The 13,467-nt window shown below is 58.6% G+C and carries 17 protein-coding genes; 10 read left to right on the forward strand and 7 right to left on the reverse strand.

From position 1 onward, the window contains the following. The first annotated feature begins 4 nt into the window (after window positions 1–4). Together ACA070_RS21475 and ACA070_RS21480 are read left to right on the forward strand one after the other, a co-directional pair. A complete protein-coding gene (locus ACA070_RS21475) occupies window positions 5–898 on the forward strand; it encodes a sensor histidine kinase (RefSeq protein ID WP_497452000.1) in 894 nt (297 codons plus the stop codon). Beyond that, on the forward strand, window positions 895–1,554 hold the full coding sequence (locus tag ACA070_RS21480) for a response regulator (protein ID WP_497448262.1): 660 nt from the start codon (window positions 895–897) through the stop codon (window positions 1,552–1,554). Before ACA070_RS21475 ends, ACA070_RS21480 begins: the two co-directional genes overlap by 4 nt. Here ACA070_RS21480 and yegS read toward each other — a convergent pair. Then, the gene (gene yegS, locus ACA070_RS21485; protein ID WP_497448263.1) at window positions 1,538–2,455 is read right to left on the reverse strand and encodes a lipid kinase YegS; all 918 of its coding nucleotides are present in this window, start codon (window positions 2,453–2,455) and stop codon (window positions 1,538–1,540) included. The two genes, ACA070_RS21480 and yegS, sit on opposite strands and share 17 nt — an antisense overlap. A gap of 323 nt (window positions 2,456–2,778) precedes the next feature. Here yegS and ACA070_RS21490 point away from each other — a divergent pair, with 323 nt between their 5' ends. Next, window positions 2,779–3,087: a hypothetical protein gene (locus ACA070_RS21490; RefSeq protein WP_497448264.1), complete on the forward strand. Its 309-nt coding sequence runs from the start codon at window positions 2,779–2,781 to the stop codon at window positions 3,085–3,087. A 65-nt stretch (window positions 3,088–3,152) separates the two neighbouring features. On the opposite strand, the gene ACA070_RS21495 is transcribed toward ACA070_RS21490, so the two are convergent. Next, window positions 3,153–4,379 (reverse strand): molybdopterin molybdotransferase MoeA, encoded by a 1,227-nt coding sequence (locus ACA070_RS21495; RefSeq protein WP_497448265.1) that lies wholly within the window; start codon window positions 4,377–4,379, stop codon window positions 3,153–3,155. After that, on the reverse strand, window positions 4,363–4,902 hold the full coding sequence (gene moaB / locus ACA070_RS21500; protein ID WP_462028063.1) for a molybdenum cofactor biosynthesis protein B: 540 nt from the start codon (window positions 4,900–4,902) through the stop codon (window positions 4,363–4,365). The genes ACA070_RS21495 and moaB overlap by 17 nt, the downstream gene beginning before the upstream one ends. An 81-nt stretch (window positions 4,903–4,983) precedes the next feature. On the opposite strand from moaB, the gene mobA reads away from it, so the two are divergent. Next, window positions 4,984–5,586 (forward strand): molybdenum cofactor guanylyltransferase MobA, encoded by a 603-nt coding sequence (mobA, locus tag ACA070_RS21505; protein ID WP_497448266.1) that lies wholly within the window; start codon window positions 4,984–4,986, stop codon window positions 5,584–5,586. A 76-nt stretch (window positions 5,587–5,662) separates the two neighbouring features. Next, window positions 5,663–5,884 carry a YgdI/YgdR family lipoprotein gene (locus ACA070_RS21510; protein ID WP_109633577.1) on the forward strand — a complete coding sequence of 74 codons (222 nt, stop codon included), beginning with the start codon at window positions 5,663–5,665 and terminating at the stop codon, window positions 5,882–5,884. 67 nt (window positions 5,885–5,951) lie between these two features. Here the strand turns inward: ACA070_RS21510 and ACA070_RS21515 are convergent, their stop codons facing one another. The 3 genes from ACA070_RS21515 to ACA070_RS21525 form a co-directional block, all read right to left on the reverse strand. Next, window positions 5,952–6,842 carry a pseudouridine synthase gene (locus ACA070_RS21515; protein ID WP_497448267.1) on the reverse strand — a complete coding sequence of 297 codons (891 nt, stop codon included), beginning with the start codon at window positions 6,840–6,842 and terminating at the stop codon, window positions 5,952–5,954. Window positions 6,843–6,913: 71 nt separating this feature from the next. Beyond that, window positions 6,914–7,231: a transcriptional regulator gene (locus ACA070_RS21520; protein ID WP_131060064.1), complete on the reverse strand. Its 318-nt coding sequence runs from the start codon at window positions 7,229–7,231 to the stop codon at window positions 6,914–6,916. A gap of 170 nt (window positions 7,232–7,401) precedes the next feature. Then, window positions 7,402–7,638 carry a glutaredoxin family protein gene (locus ACA070_RS21525; RefSeq protein WP_497448268.1) on the reverse strand — a complete coding sequence of 79 codons (237 nt, stop codon included), beginning with the start codon at window positions 7,636–7,638 and terminating at the stop codon, window positions 7,402–7,404. Between the two features lie 207 nt (window positions 7,639–7,845). Here ACA070_RS21525 and ACA070_RS21530 point away from each other — a divergent pair, with 207 nt between their 5' ends. Further along, complete coding sequence (locus tag ACA070_RS21530; protein ID WP_497448269.1) at window positions 7,846–9,558, forward strand: cation:proton antiporter; 1,713 nt, start codon at window positions 7,846–7,848, stop codon at window positions 9,556–9,558. A gap of 1 nt (window position 9,559) precedes the next feature. Here ACA070_RS21530 and ACA070_RS21535 read toward each other — a convergent pair whose 3' ends face one another. Next, entirely contained in the window at window positions 9,560–10,768 is a 1,209-nt protein-coding gene (locus tag ACA070_RS21535) for an ammonium transporter (protein ID WP_497448270.1), read from the reverse strand. A gap of 304 nt (window positions 10,769–11,072) precedes the next feature. Between ACA070_RS21535 and ACA070_RS21540 the strand changes: the two genes are divergently transcribed. The 4 genes from ACA070_RS21540 to ACA070_RS21555 all read left to right on the forward strand — a co-directional run bounded on the left by ACA070_RS21540 (window position 11,073) and on the right by ACA070_RS21555 (window position 13,406). Further along, complete coding sequence (locus ACA070_RS21540) at window positions 11,073–11,387, forward strand: ElaB/YgaM/YqjD family protein (protein WP_497448271.1); 315 nt, start codon at window positions 11,073–11,075, stop codon at window positions 11,385–11,387. Window position 11,388: 1 nt separating this feature from the next. Continuing rightward, window positions 11,389–11,778: a phage holin family protein gene (locus ACA070_RS21545; protein WP_094468343.1), complete on the forward strand. Its 390-nt coding sequence runs from the start codon at window positions 11,389–11,391 to the stop codon at window positions 11,776–11,778. After that, a complete protein-coding gene (locus ACA070_RS21550; protein ID WP_497448272.1) occupies window positions 11,775–12,116 on the forward strand; it encodes a hypothetical protein in 342 nt (113 codons plus the stop codon). The genes ACA070_RS21545 and ACA070_RS21550 overlap by 4 nt, the downstream gene beginning before the upstream one ends. A gap of 126 nt (window positions 12,117–12,242) precedes the next feature. After that, window positions 12,243–13,406 (forward strand): EAL domain-containing protein, encoded by a 1,164-nt coding sequence (locus ACA070_RS21555; RefSeq protein ID WP_497448273.1) that lies wholly within the window; start codon window positions 12,243–12,245, stop codon window positions 13,404–13,406. Window positions 13,407–13,467: the final 61 nt, after the last annotated feature.

Consider the following 13,467-nt stretch of genomic DNA (forward strand, 5'->3'; position numbering starts at 1 on the left):
CGCTATGTACGCCAGTCTCAAGTCAATCACCCTATGGCCACCCTCCCAAAAAAACGCGCGGCGGTTCACGCTTTTACTGTGCACCAGCTCGGCACTTGGCAGCCTGCTGGCCTTCAGCCTGTCTGTTCCACTGCCCGCGAGCCTGCTAGTACTCAATATTGCGGCGCTCGCCTGCGTCTGGGGCCAACACTTGCTCTCGCGCAAGTCGATAAAGTTTCAGCCGCAAGAGTTGGCCGACCGCCTGTTGGAAGTACAGGAAAACGAACGCCACCGGCTCAGCCGAGAACTGCATGACGACATCGGCCAGTTGCTGACCGCTGCAAAACTTCAAAGTGAATGGCTCAAACGCCGGATGCCTGAAGACATGCAGGGGCAGTTCTCGGTGCTCTGCGACACACTGGACGAAACCCTGGCCAAGGTTCGCGATGTTTCAGCCATTCTCAATCCCAGGCAGTTGGCCAGTCTAGGGCTGGAAGCCAGTCTGCGAGCGCATCTGCTCAAGACCCTGGCCAATACATCGGTGCACTGGAGCCTGGAATGCCATCAACGTTTGACCGGCATACCGGAGGAAATGGCGGTGGCCGCCTTCCGGATCACCCAGGAAGCGGTGACCAATATTCTGCGTCACGCCGACGCGAAAAACCTGTTGATCCGCCTGCAACGCATGCCCCAGGGCCTGGCGCTATTGATCAGCGACGATGGCCTGGGGTTCGCACCAGCAGCAGACCCGGGTCGAGAAGGACAGCGCGGAATGGCCGGGATGGTTGAGCGGATCGATCAACTGGGCGGCACCCTGGCGGTGACCAGCGAGCCGGGCAAAGGCACTCAAATCGAAGCACTCTTTCCCTGGGCGCCCCGTGCGCTCGAACGGGCCAGTACGAATAAGGTTATGCATTGACTTGTAACTTACTTCTGGTGGATGACCACTCGCTTATCAGGGCAGGCGTGCGCGCTCTGGTGCTGGATATTCCCGGCTACGCGGTTATTGGTGAGGCCAATGACGGCTCGCAGTTACTCGAAATGGTCGAGAAGCTGTCCCCTGATATTGTTCTGCTGGATATCTCCATGAAGGAGACCGGCGGCCTTGAAGCCTTGCAACGACTCAAGCGGGTACGCCCGCAAAGCAAGGTGCTGATCCTGTCGATGCACACCGACCCTGCCCTCATCATGCAGGCGCTCGAGTCCGGTGCTCATGGATATTTGCTCAAGGACACCACGGCCACCGAGCTGGAACATGCCCTGGACGCCTTGCGCAATAACGAACGCTACCTGAGCCCGGCCATTGCCCACACGGTCATCAACCAGGCGCTGATCCGCAACCAGAAACAGCGGCCCGAGCCGCAGGACTCGCACAACCTGACGGCCCGTCAGCTGGAAATCCTGCGACTGATTGTTCGTGGCAAATCCACCCGGGAAATTGCCAATGGCCTGGGCCTCAGTATCAAAACCGTTGAAACCCACCGCTCGCAGATCATGAAGCGCTTGCAGATCTACGACGTGGCCGGCCTGGTTCTGTTTGCCGTACGCGAGCAAATTATCAGTCTGGACGACTAGCCGTTTTCGAAGCACTCAGCAGCGGCGAGTTCTGCGGCAAATGCACGCGCAATGCCGCTGGACGCGCCGAGAATCGCAGGCTCTCGCCCTCAATAGGTTCGCCATCCAGATTGATGTAGAGGCCTTCCGCGACCTTGATCTCGACCCATGGCAGGCGAGCTCGCACAAACATGTTGTCGATGCCGAATCCATCGGCCAGCAGCGTTTTCAACGTACCGACCAACTCCTGCGGCGCAGGCAAAATGCTGATATCCAGCAAACCATCGTCAGCCAGCGCCTCCGGGCACAGCACATGACCGCCGCCAGCCTGTCTGCCATTGCCGATCCCCAACGCCAATAGCTCACCGCTCCATTGAAAGTCGGGGCCTTGCAACTCGCCGTAGGCGGCATGCAACTCGCTGAAGCGCGATAACCCGGTGAACAGATAAGCGGCGCCCCCGAGGACTTTTTTCAAGTCTTCCGACGTATTCGCCGTCACCTGGCTACCGAAACCGCCGGTGGCCATGTTCAGGAAGACCTGTCCGCCCACTTCCCCCAGATCGATCGCGTGCGGGGTGGCCTCCAGAAGGTCCAGCGCCAGATCGGGTTCCAGGGGCACACCGGCGGCGCGCGCAAAATCGTTGGCAGTGCCCAGTGGCATCAGCACCAGACTGGCTTGCGTCGAATGCGCTGCCATGGCCTCGGCGATATCACGCAAAGTGCCATCACCGCCGCCGGCAATCAGGTGCGTATAGCCTGCATTCAGCGCTTCCTCCACCAGCCGTTGCGCGTCCCCCGCCTCCCAGGTCAGTCGGACCGCCAACTCCCAGCCCTGCTGGCGCTTGACGTCGACGGCCGCTCGGACCTCCTCGTTGAGTGCCTGCTTGCCATGCAGAATCAACAGCGCCTTGCGCTCAGTCATTATCGTCGCTCCCATGTTTGGAATCCGTATGGGAAATGTTGACCTCACCAACCCCTATAAAAGTCGAAAGGAATTGAATTTTTTTGACGCACGCAGCCTTGCGGTCCTACAGGGGGGGATATTTTCTTACAAGATGTGAGGAATCGGCTCAATTGACCAACCTTGGCGATTGGTACACCTTGGTGTCCGCGGTATCAGTCATCAACATTAAATACACAGGGATGTGCAAGCAATGAGTAGACCCTCTTCAAGGGCCGCACAAAGCGCAATCAACAATAGTGTCGGCCAGCCAAAGGGCTTTAAGGCAAGGAGCGTTTTAGTCCATGCAAAGTCATGACATCAGGTTACCCATCAGTCAGGTCGCTCCATTGCCAGAAAGTCGCGCCAATCATCAGGCTGAATTCAATAACAGCGCAAAGCCCGCCGGAGGAGTTGATATGGAACCTCGCGTCATTGAACTCGAGACACACCTCAAATGCATCCGAAGAGACATGGAAGAGGTCCGTGGTGATGTGAAATCCATCAAACACAGGCTGGCCTATTCTGCGGGTGGAACAGCCGTTGTCCTGGGGCTGCTGGGCTGGGTCGCCAACAGCCGCTTCGATCAGGTCGTGTCACTTCTGGCGCGTTAAACGCTCGCCATGCACGCAAGTCCGGAGCGATCAACCGGGCTTGCGTGGCAAGACTGTGGCCAGGATCAGCCCAGGACTTCGCTCAGCGGAATGAAGTTCACGTAATCGCCTTCGATAAACGTGCGGTCTTCAAGCACTTCAACCAGACCATCAGCCCAGGCGGCACTGCGAAGGACCCCAGAGCTCTGGTTTTTGTAGATGATTGCCCGACCATTCTCCAGACGCCCACGCAAATACTCTCGGCGATTGCCAGCCTTGGGCCAGTCGAACCCTGCCGGCACCTGAAACCTCAACGGCTCAACGTCTTTTACACCTTGGCGACGCAAGAGATAGGGCCTGGCCAACAGGGCAAAAGTAACCAGTGTCGATGCAGGGTTGCCGGGCAATCCGATCACAGGCACGCCGCGAAAATGCCCGAACGTCAGCGGCTTGCCTGGTTTGATGGCGAGTTTCCACAGGGTCAACTCACCCTCTTCGCGCAAGGCAATCCCCAGAAAATCGGCTTCCCCCACAGACACACCGCCGGTAGAGAGGATCAAGTCGACATCCTTCAACTCGCCAAGACGGGCACGAGTGGTGGCTAAATCATCTGGAAGAATTCCGGCATCGATCACCTCACAGCCCAAGCGCTGCAACCAACTGCACAGCAGCACGCGATTACTGTTGTAAATCTGCCCTGGCCCAAGGGGCTGGCCCGGCTCTATCAATTCATCCCCGGTTGACAGGACCGCCACACGAACGTTGCGCACCACGTCCAGCTCAGCACATCCTAGCGACGCGGCCAGGCCCTGCTCGATAGGTCCGAGGCGTGTGCCAGCCAGCAAAACAAGCTCACCAACGGTGGTTTCCTGGCCTTGTGGCCGGATGTTTTGGCCCGTGGTCATCGTCTCGATAAAACGGACGCGCTCATCCGCCTGGACCTCGGCGTTCTCCTGCATCTCGACGCAATCGGCCCCCGCCGGTACAGGCGCGCCGGTAAAGATCCGGGCGCAGGTACCAGGCTTCAACGGTCCGGGTGCCTGGCCGGCAAAAATCTTCTGACTGACCACCAACGGTTCTCCCGTCCAGTCAGCGATGCGCAAGGCATAGCCGTCCATGGCACTGTTTGGCCAAGGCGGCAGATCAAGCGTCGAGACCAAGTCATCGGCCAGTACGCGACCTTGAACCCGCACCAACGGCAAGCGCTCACGCTCACGTATCCTCGATGCCTCAGCCATTTCCAGCAAACGCGCCAGCGCAACCTCGACAGCCATCAGGCTGCCGGTTTTACCAGGCTTACCCACGGGATTCACAGGGTTCGGCCTGTTTCAGGTGAGCGACGAAATTGCAGGGGCGATGCCGCGAATCCAGCTGTTCGGCGAGGATGCCATCCCAACCGGTGCGCACAGCGTTGGTCGATCCCGGCAAACAGCAGACCAGCGTGCCATTGGCCAAACCCGCCAGAGCCCGGGATTGAACAGTCGAAGTGCCGATGTCCGCGACCGAGATCTGCCGGAACAGCTCTCCAAAACCGTCGACCTGCTTGTCCAGCAGGCAACTCACCGCTTCCGGTGTGCTGTCGCGCCCCGTGAACCCGGTACCGCCGGTGATCAACACCACCTGCACGACATCATCGGCAATCCAGGTGGCGACTTGCGCGCGAATTTTGTAGAGGTCATCTTTAAGCAAAACCCGAGCGGCCAAGTAATGACCGGCAGCACTCAAGCGGTCGACGAAGACCTGCCCTGACGTATCGGTTTCCAGGGTGCGGGTATCACTAACCGTCAACACCGCGATGTTGAGCGGAGCGAAAGGTACATCAGCCTTGGCTTTCATAGGCTCGTCCAGTTGTAGGATAAACAGCCCGGTGTTATATCACAGCGCCCCGTTTTTTCGCCGCTCCCATGGAGACTTGCCATGACCTCGAATACACATTTGCCGCCCTGCTCCATTTTGCTCCTGGCAGGTGGCCGAGGCCAACGCATGGGCGGCCAGGACAAGGGGTTGCTGGAATGGCATGGCGAGCCGCTGATTGCGCATCTGCATCGCAAGACCCGCACCCTGAGCGACGACCTGATCATCTCCTGCAACAGGAACCTGGAGAAATACGCGCCTTACGCCGACCAACTGGTCCATGACGACGAGGGCGACTTCCCCGGCCCCATGGCCGGTATTCGCGCTGGCCTCAAGGCCGCCCGCCATCCCTTTCTGCTGGTGTTGCCATGCGACGTCCCGCGCATCGATGCGGCCCTGCTCCACAGCATGCGCGACACCGCCCGCCAGCATCCGGACAAACCGCTGATGTTGCGCCATAACGAACACTGGGAACCGTTGCTGTGCGTTATCCCCGCGGCTCTTTCAGCAGCGTTCGAAAGTGCCTGGAACGAGGGCGAACGCAGCCCGGGCCGCCTCATGCGCAAAATGGGCGCTACCGCCCTGCAATGCCCCGACAACGACCCTCGCCTCGCCAACCTCAACACGCCCGAGCTGTTAAGTGCACACAACACTGTGTCAGACTGACACGAGAAGGAACTTGCGCGCGTTGTATACGTCTCAAGCTCAGTTACCAAAAGAATTCATATTCGGAGACACACTCATGACTCAACGGACCCTCGCCACTTTCATGCTCGCACTGGGCCTCGCGACCCTCGCTGGTTGCGCTTCGCCTACAGTGATCACCTTGAATGACGGTCGCGAAATCCAGGCCGTCGACGCGCCAAAATACGATGACGAATCGGGTTTCTACGAGTTCGAACAGCTGGATGGCAAACAAACCCGCATCAACAAGGATCAGGTTCGTACCGTTAAAGAGTTGTAATCTTTGCGGCTCCAACCGGATACAGAAAAGCCCGCTTTATGCGGGCTTTTTCGTGCCTGGTGTGTGATCACCATTGCAGGGTGATGGTGCTCTCGAATTCACGTTGCTGACCGGTGACCGGGTCGACAAACCGCAGGCCCTGAGCCAGCAGCTTCAAGGGATTGGCATAATCATCCTCGATATCCTTGAGCACCTGCGGGTAGAACGGGTCATTGCAGATACTGGCGCCCAATGCGGTCATGTGCACCCGCAACTGATGTTTTTTGCCGGTCACCGGGTAAAGTCCATAACGCCAGAGATCGCCGTTCTTCTCACGAACCTCGACTGCCGTCTCGGTGTTGCTGACGCCCAGACCTTCCTGCATGCGAAAGAATGGCTCGCCATCGACCAGCCGACTTTTATGAACCAATGGAAAGGTCAGCTCAGGCAATGCACGGGCGATTGCTTCGTAGCGTTTTTCGATATTCCGTGTAGGAAATAATGACTGGTAGGCCGAGCGACTCTCAGGGTTCGCTGAAAACAACACCAGTCCCGCCGTATGCCGGTCAATGCGATGCAAAGGCACAAGATGCGGATTATCCAGTCGACGGATCAGCCGTCGCAACAACGTCTGCTCCACGTATTCGCCAGCAGGGGTCACTGGCAGAAAATGAGGCTTGTCCGCCACCACCAAGTGTTCGTCGGCGTACAGGATCGACTCAACCACCGGGATCGGTTTTTCGTCCGGCACCTCACGGAAGTAATGAATCCGCAGGCCTTCCTTGTAACGCAGATCAAGAGCAATCGGTTGACCGTGCCCGTCAAGCACACGACCTCGAGCAATTCTGTCCAGCCATTGTTCACGACCGATAGCGCTGAAGTGTTCGCACAGGCAATCGAGCACGGTCTGCCACGGACCTGGCGGCAAGTAGAGCGTGCTGGCCTGGTTGTGTGCAGCAGAAAAAGATGAAGTGGACATACGAACGCTCTGACCCTCAATACAGGTCAGCATTATCCAACAGTGGCCGGAACGAACCTAGAAGAGAATCCTCACGCCGGTATCTGCGTGCGCGCCGCCGCCTCGGTGAACTCCTTGAGCCAGCGCAACACATCGACCGCTTCCCAGCGACCTGGATCATAAAGCGCATACAACAACCCCTGATAACCGACGACATCCAGCTGCCGGTGATAACCCGCGCGCTGGAACAACGCTTCGATTTCGGCAAAACAGGTATTGAAGTGCAATTTGTTGAAGGGTGTTTTTCCTTCCAGGACCAAACCATCCAGACGCAATTCGAGGACAGCTTCGCGCACCACATCCGCCGACATCCGGTTCACGCTGTTCTTCAATTGTTCGACATTGACCACGATGTATCCCTCTTACGCCCGGAACTGCCTGCTCAACCCTGAAAACCAGAGGCGCAACGCAGCATTACGAATAACTGTATGCGCATACAGTATCCGAAGACCGTCGGTTAAGCCAAGAGGATGAATCGCAAAGTTCGACAGACGGGGTACGTCGCCACCACCAAAACCACTTAACTCAGGAACGCCACCACCTCATCGGCACTGAATGGCCAGCCGAGTTCAGCGCCGGTATCAACCCGTCGTAACACTGGAATACGCAAACTGTACGCTTCAAACCACGTTTCATCTTCAGCGATATCTACCAGCTCTACCAGTAGACCACGTTCGACAAACTCCATCAGCATGGCTTCGGCCACTTCGCAGAGATGGCACCCAAGGGTGCCGAACAGCTGACATTCAGGAAGCATGAGCGCTCAACCTAAAAAATTAAGTAACTATTCTAGGCCTGCCCCGAAAAGCCGTCGAGCCGTTGAATTTACTACCCTGGAACACGAACCGCGATGGCGGCGGCAAAACCCTGATGCATATCAGTCGCTCTAGATGCCATTTACGCGATGCTCAGGTTTTTTTTACCTCTACGCTTGAGTAGCCCACCCCCATCACCGGAGTTTTTAGTGTTCGCCAACCTCTTGATCATCCTCGCCTCCTCCCTGGTGGTGATTGCACTGTTCCAGCGCCTGCGTCTGCCACCGGTGCTGGGCTATCTGTGCGTAGGGCTGATGATCGGGCCGACGGCGTTCAACTGGGTGAATGAAAGCGAAGAGTTACCAGACCTTGCCGAGCTGGGTGTGGTGTTTCTGCTGTTCTCCCTTGGGCTGGAGTTTTCCCTGTCGAAAATGATCGCGCTGCGCCGGGTGGTGTTTGGACTTGGCAGCCTGCAAGTGTTGTTGTCCGGGCTATTGATGGGGGCGTTACTGATCCTGTTTGGCATGTCGACGACGCCTGCGTTGTTACTCGGAGCCGGCCTGTCGCTGTCTTCCACCGCCATTGTCAGCAAAGAGCTGGGTAGCCTCGGCGAGATTTTCAGCAGCCACGGTCAGAACGCCATCGCCGTGCTGCTGTTCCAGGATGTGGTGGCGGTGTTGCTGTTGACCCTGGTGCCGGTGTTCGCTGGCAACAGCGATCAGGTCTGGTATTGGGCATTGCCGATAACGTTGGGCAAGACCGTGGTGCTGTTCGTCGGCCTGCTGATGGCCAGTCGCTGGTTGCTGCCGCGGCTGTTCCATGAGGTCGCTGCTGCCCGCTCCGCGGAGTTGTTCGTGCTGCTGGCGCTGGTCATCGTTTTGCTGACAGCATGGCTGACTCACCTGCTCGGCCTCTCCCCTGCCCTGGGCGCATTTCTCGCCGGCATGCTGCTGGGGGAAAGCCACTATCGGCATCAGATCGAGGCAGACATCCGCCCGTTCCGCGACATCTTGCTCGGGTTGTTTTTCGTCAGCATCGGCATGCTGATCGACTTGCAGCTGTTCGCCAGCCACGGCCTGCAGATCCTCGGCCTGACGCTTGGTTTACTGCTCATCAAAGGCACAGTGGTCGCGGTGCTGGTCAAGTGGCGCGGCAGCGACGGCGAAACCGCCTGGCGCAGCGGCCTGGCATTGGCGCAGGGTGGCGAGTTCTGCTTTGCACTGATGGCGTTGATGCAGCAAAACAAATTGATGCCAGCGGACTTCGGAGGTCTTCTGCTGGCCGCGACATTCTGCTCGATGCTGGTCACTCCGTTGCTGCTGCGCGCCGCTCCCCACCTTGCGACACGCCTGCATCGCAACCCCAACCAAGAAACAAAACTGGCAGAAATCAGCGCGCTCAACGCCGATTTGCACAACCACGTCGTGATCTGTGGTTACGGTCGCGTGGGGCAGTCCATCGGCCGAGCGCTGCGCAATGCGACGCAACCTTACCTTGCACTGGACACCGATCCGGTGCGTGTCCAGGAAGCCGCCGTCGGTGAAGCCTGTGTGCATTACGGCGACTCGCGGCGCGGTGAACTGCTGCTGGCGGTAGGGCTGGCGCGCGCCAGGCTGCTGGTGATTGCCGTCGACCAGACCGACATCGCGCTACTGATTCTCCACGAGGCGCGCCGATTGAACCCAACCGTTCCGATCCTGGTGCGCACTCGGGACGACAGCCAGCTGGCCGAGTTGAAAGCGGCCGGCGCCAGCGAAGTCGTGCCCGAACTGCTGGAGTCGAGCCTGATGCTCGCCTCCCACGCACTGATCATGCTGGGTTTACCCGCGCATCAGGTACAGGAACGGGCCGACCAGATAAGGCATGACCGTTATCGTCTGCTGCACGGTTTTTATCCCGGGAGCGACGATGAAGAAAAGTGAGTCAGTCCTGGCTCACGGCGCCGATCTTGTGCACCGACAAGTCCGCGCCGTAATACTCCTCTTCCTGGCTCAGGCGCAGGCCATGCAACGCCTTGATCACGCCATACACCACAAAACCGCCGAGCAGCGCCACGATCACCCCCAACGAGGTGCCGATCACCTGGCTGATCAGGCTCACCCCGCCCAAACCACCCAATGCGCTCTGGCCGAAGATGCCGCAGGCGATTCCTCCCCAGACACCGCACAAGCCATGCAACGGCCAGACACCCAGCACATCGTCGATGCGCCATTTGACCTGAGCCGCGGTGAAGCACCAGACAAACAATGTCCCGGCGATCACACCCGTGATCAGCGCGCCCACCGGGTGCATCAGGTCAGAACCGGCGCAGATTGCCACCAACCCGGCCAGCGGGCCGTTATGCAGGAACCCGGGGTCATTGCGCCCGACAATCAACGCCGCCACGGTGCCGCCGACCATGGCCATCAGCGAGTTCACCGCCACCAATCCGCTGACGCCTTGCAGCGTTTGTGCGCTCATGACGTTGAAACCGAACCAGCCGACGATCAGGATCCACGAACCCAATGCCAGGAAGGGAATGCTCGACGGTGCAAAGGCCACCAGTCGCCCTTCGCGATAGCGCCCATTCCTTGGCCCGAGCAACAACACCGCCGCGAGCGCCAGCCATCCGCCCATGGCGTGCACCACGACGGAGCCCGCGAAGTCATGGAAGCTGGCGCCAAATCGCTCCAGCAACCAGGCTTGCAGCCCAAAGTTGCCGTTCCAGATCATGCCTTCAAAGAACGGATAAATGAACGCAACGATCAGCGCCGTCGCACACAACTGCGGGACGAACCTGGCGCGCTCGGCAATGCCTCCGGAAATGATCGCGGGAATCGCCGCAGCAAAGGTCAGCAGAAAGAAAAACTTTACCAGCCCGTAGCCGTGATCGGCGCTGATCACCGCCGCCGGTTGCATGAAGGTGACCCCGTAGGAAATCCAATAGCCTATAAAGAAGTAGGCCAGGGTCGAAATCGCGAAGTCGCTGAGAATCTTCGACAAGGCGTTGACCTGGTTCTTTTGTCGAACCGTACCGACTTCAAGAAAGGCGAAACCGGCGTGCATGGCCAGAACCATGACTGCACCGATCAGGATGAACAACGTATTGGAGCTATGGACCAGACTGTCCACAGCGCTTTGCAGATTTTCCATGGAGTTGGCAGACCTGAAGGCTAAAAAGCACCAAAGCGGTTCGCGCGGCCGGTTTATGCACCAAGTTGCGGCCCATCAGGATCAAGGCGTTGATCCGGGTGAACCGATTTGGCGCACAAGGCCGAAACCTTCACGCGAGTTATGATTGTTTGAATCAGGGTTTTCCTGAAATCATGCCCGGCAACAGCGCAACGGCGCGGGCTGATGCACCATGACGTAGCAAAAGTTGTACCAGTCATTTGTACTGAACCTTCACACAGGGCTCATACTCGAACGCTTCAGAAGCCACTTACGGAGATCACCAATGGCCAGCATCAAAGCAAAGACTGCTCAAGAAATCCTCATGAACGATTTTCAGACGTTGGTTAGCGACACCGAACGGTTGCTGGAACACACCAAAACCCTGGCTGGCGATCAGGCCGATGAGCTGCGCAGTCAGATCCACGAAAGCCTGCTGCGTGCCCGCGAAACCCTGAAGCTGACCGAAGATTCCCTGCGCGAACGCGGCCAGGCCGCCGTTACCGCTGCCGAAGATTACGTCCAGACCAATCCATGGCAATCGGTCGGGATCGCAGCGGGCGTCGGCTTTCTGATTGGCCTGCTGGCCACTCGGCGCTGATATGTCTATCGGTGAATCCAGCTCGTCCGCGACGGGCACAAGCTCTTCATCGCGGCGCCTGGGTGCCGCTTTTCTTGGACTGTTGCACAGCCATGTCGAACTGTTCGGCATCGAGTTGCAGGAACAAAAAGCGCGCACCGTAAGCCTGTTGCTGTTTGCAGGCCTGGCGCTGGTCTTTGCCTTGCTGTTGCTGGTGGGATTGTCGACGCTGGTGCTGATCCTGTTTTGGGACACCTACCGACTGCCAGCGATTATCGGACTCTGCGTGTTCTACACCCTGGCTGCAATATTCTGTGCCATGCGCCTGAAGGCGGCGATTTTCGATGAGTCCTCGCCCTTCCACGGCACCCTGGAAGAATTGGCCAACGATAGGGAGCGCCTGCTGCCATGAGCTTGCCTGAACTGCCCCATAACAGCTCGCGCACCGAAATGCGCAAGGCGCTGATACGCCTGCGCATGGAAATGCATCGCCAGGAAATTCGTCACGAATCCGCGCAACTGCTGCAACCCTTGCAGCGGGTACGCGGGATGACGCAAAACCTGCACGAAGGCTTCGGCATCAAACACGCCCCGCTCTGGGGCATGGCGGCCGTGACGTTGCTCGGTTTTCTGACCGGTAAAGGCGCCAAGAGCGGCGGTACCAGCGGCCTGACTCGGCTGGTTCGTCTGGGCACAACGCTCGGGCCGCTGATCAAGCTGGTCATGCAAGGCTCTTCGCGTAAAGACTGAATAGTCACTATCTGGCTGCATTCTTGCAATACCACCGGGATTAACCTCTTTATCGAGAGGTTCAATCCTGTGTGCCTATCCGGTGAGCAGGTTAATCCAAAAACAAGACCTTACTAAGGAGGCCTCGTGATCGACGGGCAACCGCTCGCCTGCTTTCAGCCGTTTATCGATACCGCCACGGGTCGTATCGCGGGGGTGGAAGCGCTGGGTCGACTGCGTCAGGCCGACGGTCAACTGGCCTCGGTGGGACCGCTGTTCGCCGACCCGCGAACGCCCGCCATCGCCCTGCGTCGTCTTGATCGCCAGATTCGCGACAACGCCCTGAGCCGTCTGCATGAAGCGCCTTCGGACTGGTTTCTGAGCCTGAACATATCGCCGCGCTGGATCAACCGTCTACGGCCGAACCAGGCGCTGCCGAGCCTCATGCAATTGAGCCGACACAACGTCAATCCGCAGCGCATCGTTTTCGAGATCACCGAATTGGGAGGCAACATCCAGCGCCTGGCTGACGTCGTGGCCCGCTACCGACAGGCCGGGGCACGGATCGCCATCGATGATTTCGGTGCCGGCTACTCGCAACTTGATCGGGTGCTGGCCCTGCAACCGGACATTCTCAAGCTCGACATGCGACTGTTCCAGGCCGCAGCATTGGGCGGCCACAGTAGCGACGTGGTGAAGGCGCTGGCGCAAATGGCCGAGAAAACCGGCTGCTGGATCATCGCTGAAGGGGTGGAAACCGAAGCTCAACTCAATTTCGCCCTGGAGTGCGGTTCACGTTACGTACAGGGGTTTCTGTTCGCCCGGGCGCAGGTGGAGTTCTTTGCCACCGACGCTTTTGTCGAGCGTTTCGCGCAACTGCGCCAGCGTTATGTTCAGCAGAAACTGGGCGAACGCAGTCGACTGATGATGATGCGCCAGCAACTCTGCGAACTGATGACCATCCTGCAAGCCTGGGCCCTGGCCCGTGCGCCACTGAGCGCCCTGCCACAACTGCATGCGTTTCCCTGGCTGTTGCGTTTCTATCAATGCGACCGTCATGGCACCCAGTTGACGCCCAATCTGGAATGGCGCAACAACGGCTGGGAGGCCGACAACCGCTATCTGGGTCATAACTGGTCGTGGCGACCGTACTTTTATCACTTGCTGGCCGAGGGCTGGGAAGAGCGGCGCCTGACACTGTCCACGACCTACCGTGATGCCACCAGCAATCAGTATTGCCTCACCGCCGGGCAATTTTTCGACAACGGCGAGCGACTGCTGCTCATCGACATCGACGCCGCGGGGCTCTAGTTCCGCTTGCAGGCACCGTCACGAACCCGGAAGCTAGAGGCTCAGTCACCTGACGGAGAGT

The sequence above is a fragment of the Pseudomonas sp. LBUM1678 genome, from assembly GCF_059695575.1.

Coding starts and splice junctions, on each gene's coding strand:
- ACA070_RS21475 (WP_497452000.1), top strand. CDS start 5: ATGTACGCCAGTCTCAAGTCAATCACCCTATGGCCACCCTCCCAAAAA.
- yegS (WP_497448263.1), bottom strand. CDS start 2,455: ATGACTGAGCGCAAGGCGCTGTTGATTCTGCATGGCAAGCAGGCACTC.
- ACA070_RS21490 (WP_497448264.1), top strand. CDS start 2,779: ATGCAAAGTCATGACATCAGGTTACCCATCAGTCAGGTCGCTCCATTG.
- moaB (WP_462028063.1), bottom strand. CDS start 4,902: ATGAAAGCCAAGGCTGATGTACCTTTCGCTCCGCTCAACATCGCGGTG.
- mobA (WP_497448266.1), top strand. CDS start 4,984: ATGACCTCGAATACACATTTGCCGCCCTGCTCCATTTTGCTCCTGGCA.
- ACA070_RS21510 (WP_109633577.1), top strand. CDS start 5,663: ATGACTCAACGGACCCTCGCCACTTTCATGCTCGCACTGGGCCTCGCG.
- ACA070_RS21515 (WP_497448267.1), bottom strand. CDS start 6,842: ATGTCCACTTCATCTTTTTCTGCTGCACACAACCAGGCCAGCACGCTC.
- ACA070_RS21525 (WP_497448268.1), bottom strand. CDS start 7,638: ATGCTTCCTGAATGTCAGCTGTTCGGCACCCTTGGGTGCCATCTCTGC.
- ACA070_RS21535 (WP_497448270.1), bottom strand. CDS start 10,768: ATGGAAAATCTGCAAAGCGCTGTGGACAGTCTGGTCCATAGCTCCAAT.
- ACA070_RS21540 (WP_497448271.1), top strand. CDS start 11,073: ATGGCCAGCATCAAAGCAAAGACTGCTCAAGAAATCCTCATGAACGAT.
- ACA070_RS21545 (WP_094468343.1), top strand. CDS start 11,389: ATGTCTATCGGTGAATCCAGCTCGTCCGCGACGGGCACAAGCTCTTCA.
- ACA070_RS21550 (WP_497448272.1), top strand. CDS start 11,775: ATGAGCTTGCCTGAACTGCCCCATAACAGCTCGCGCACCGAAATGCGC.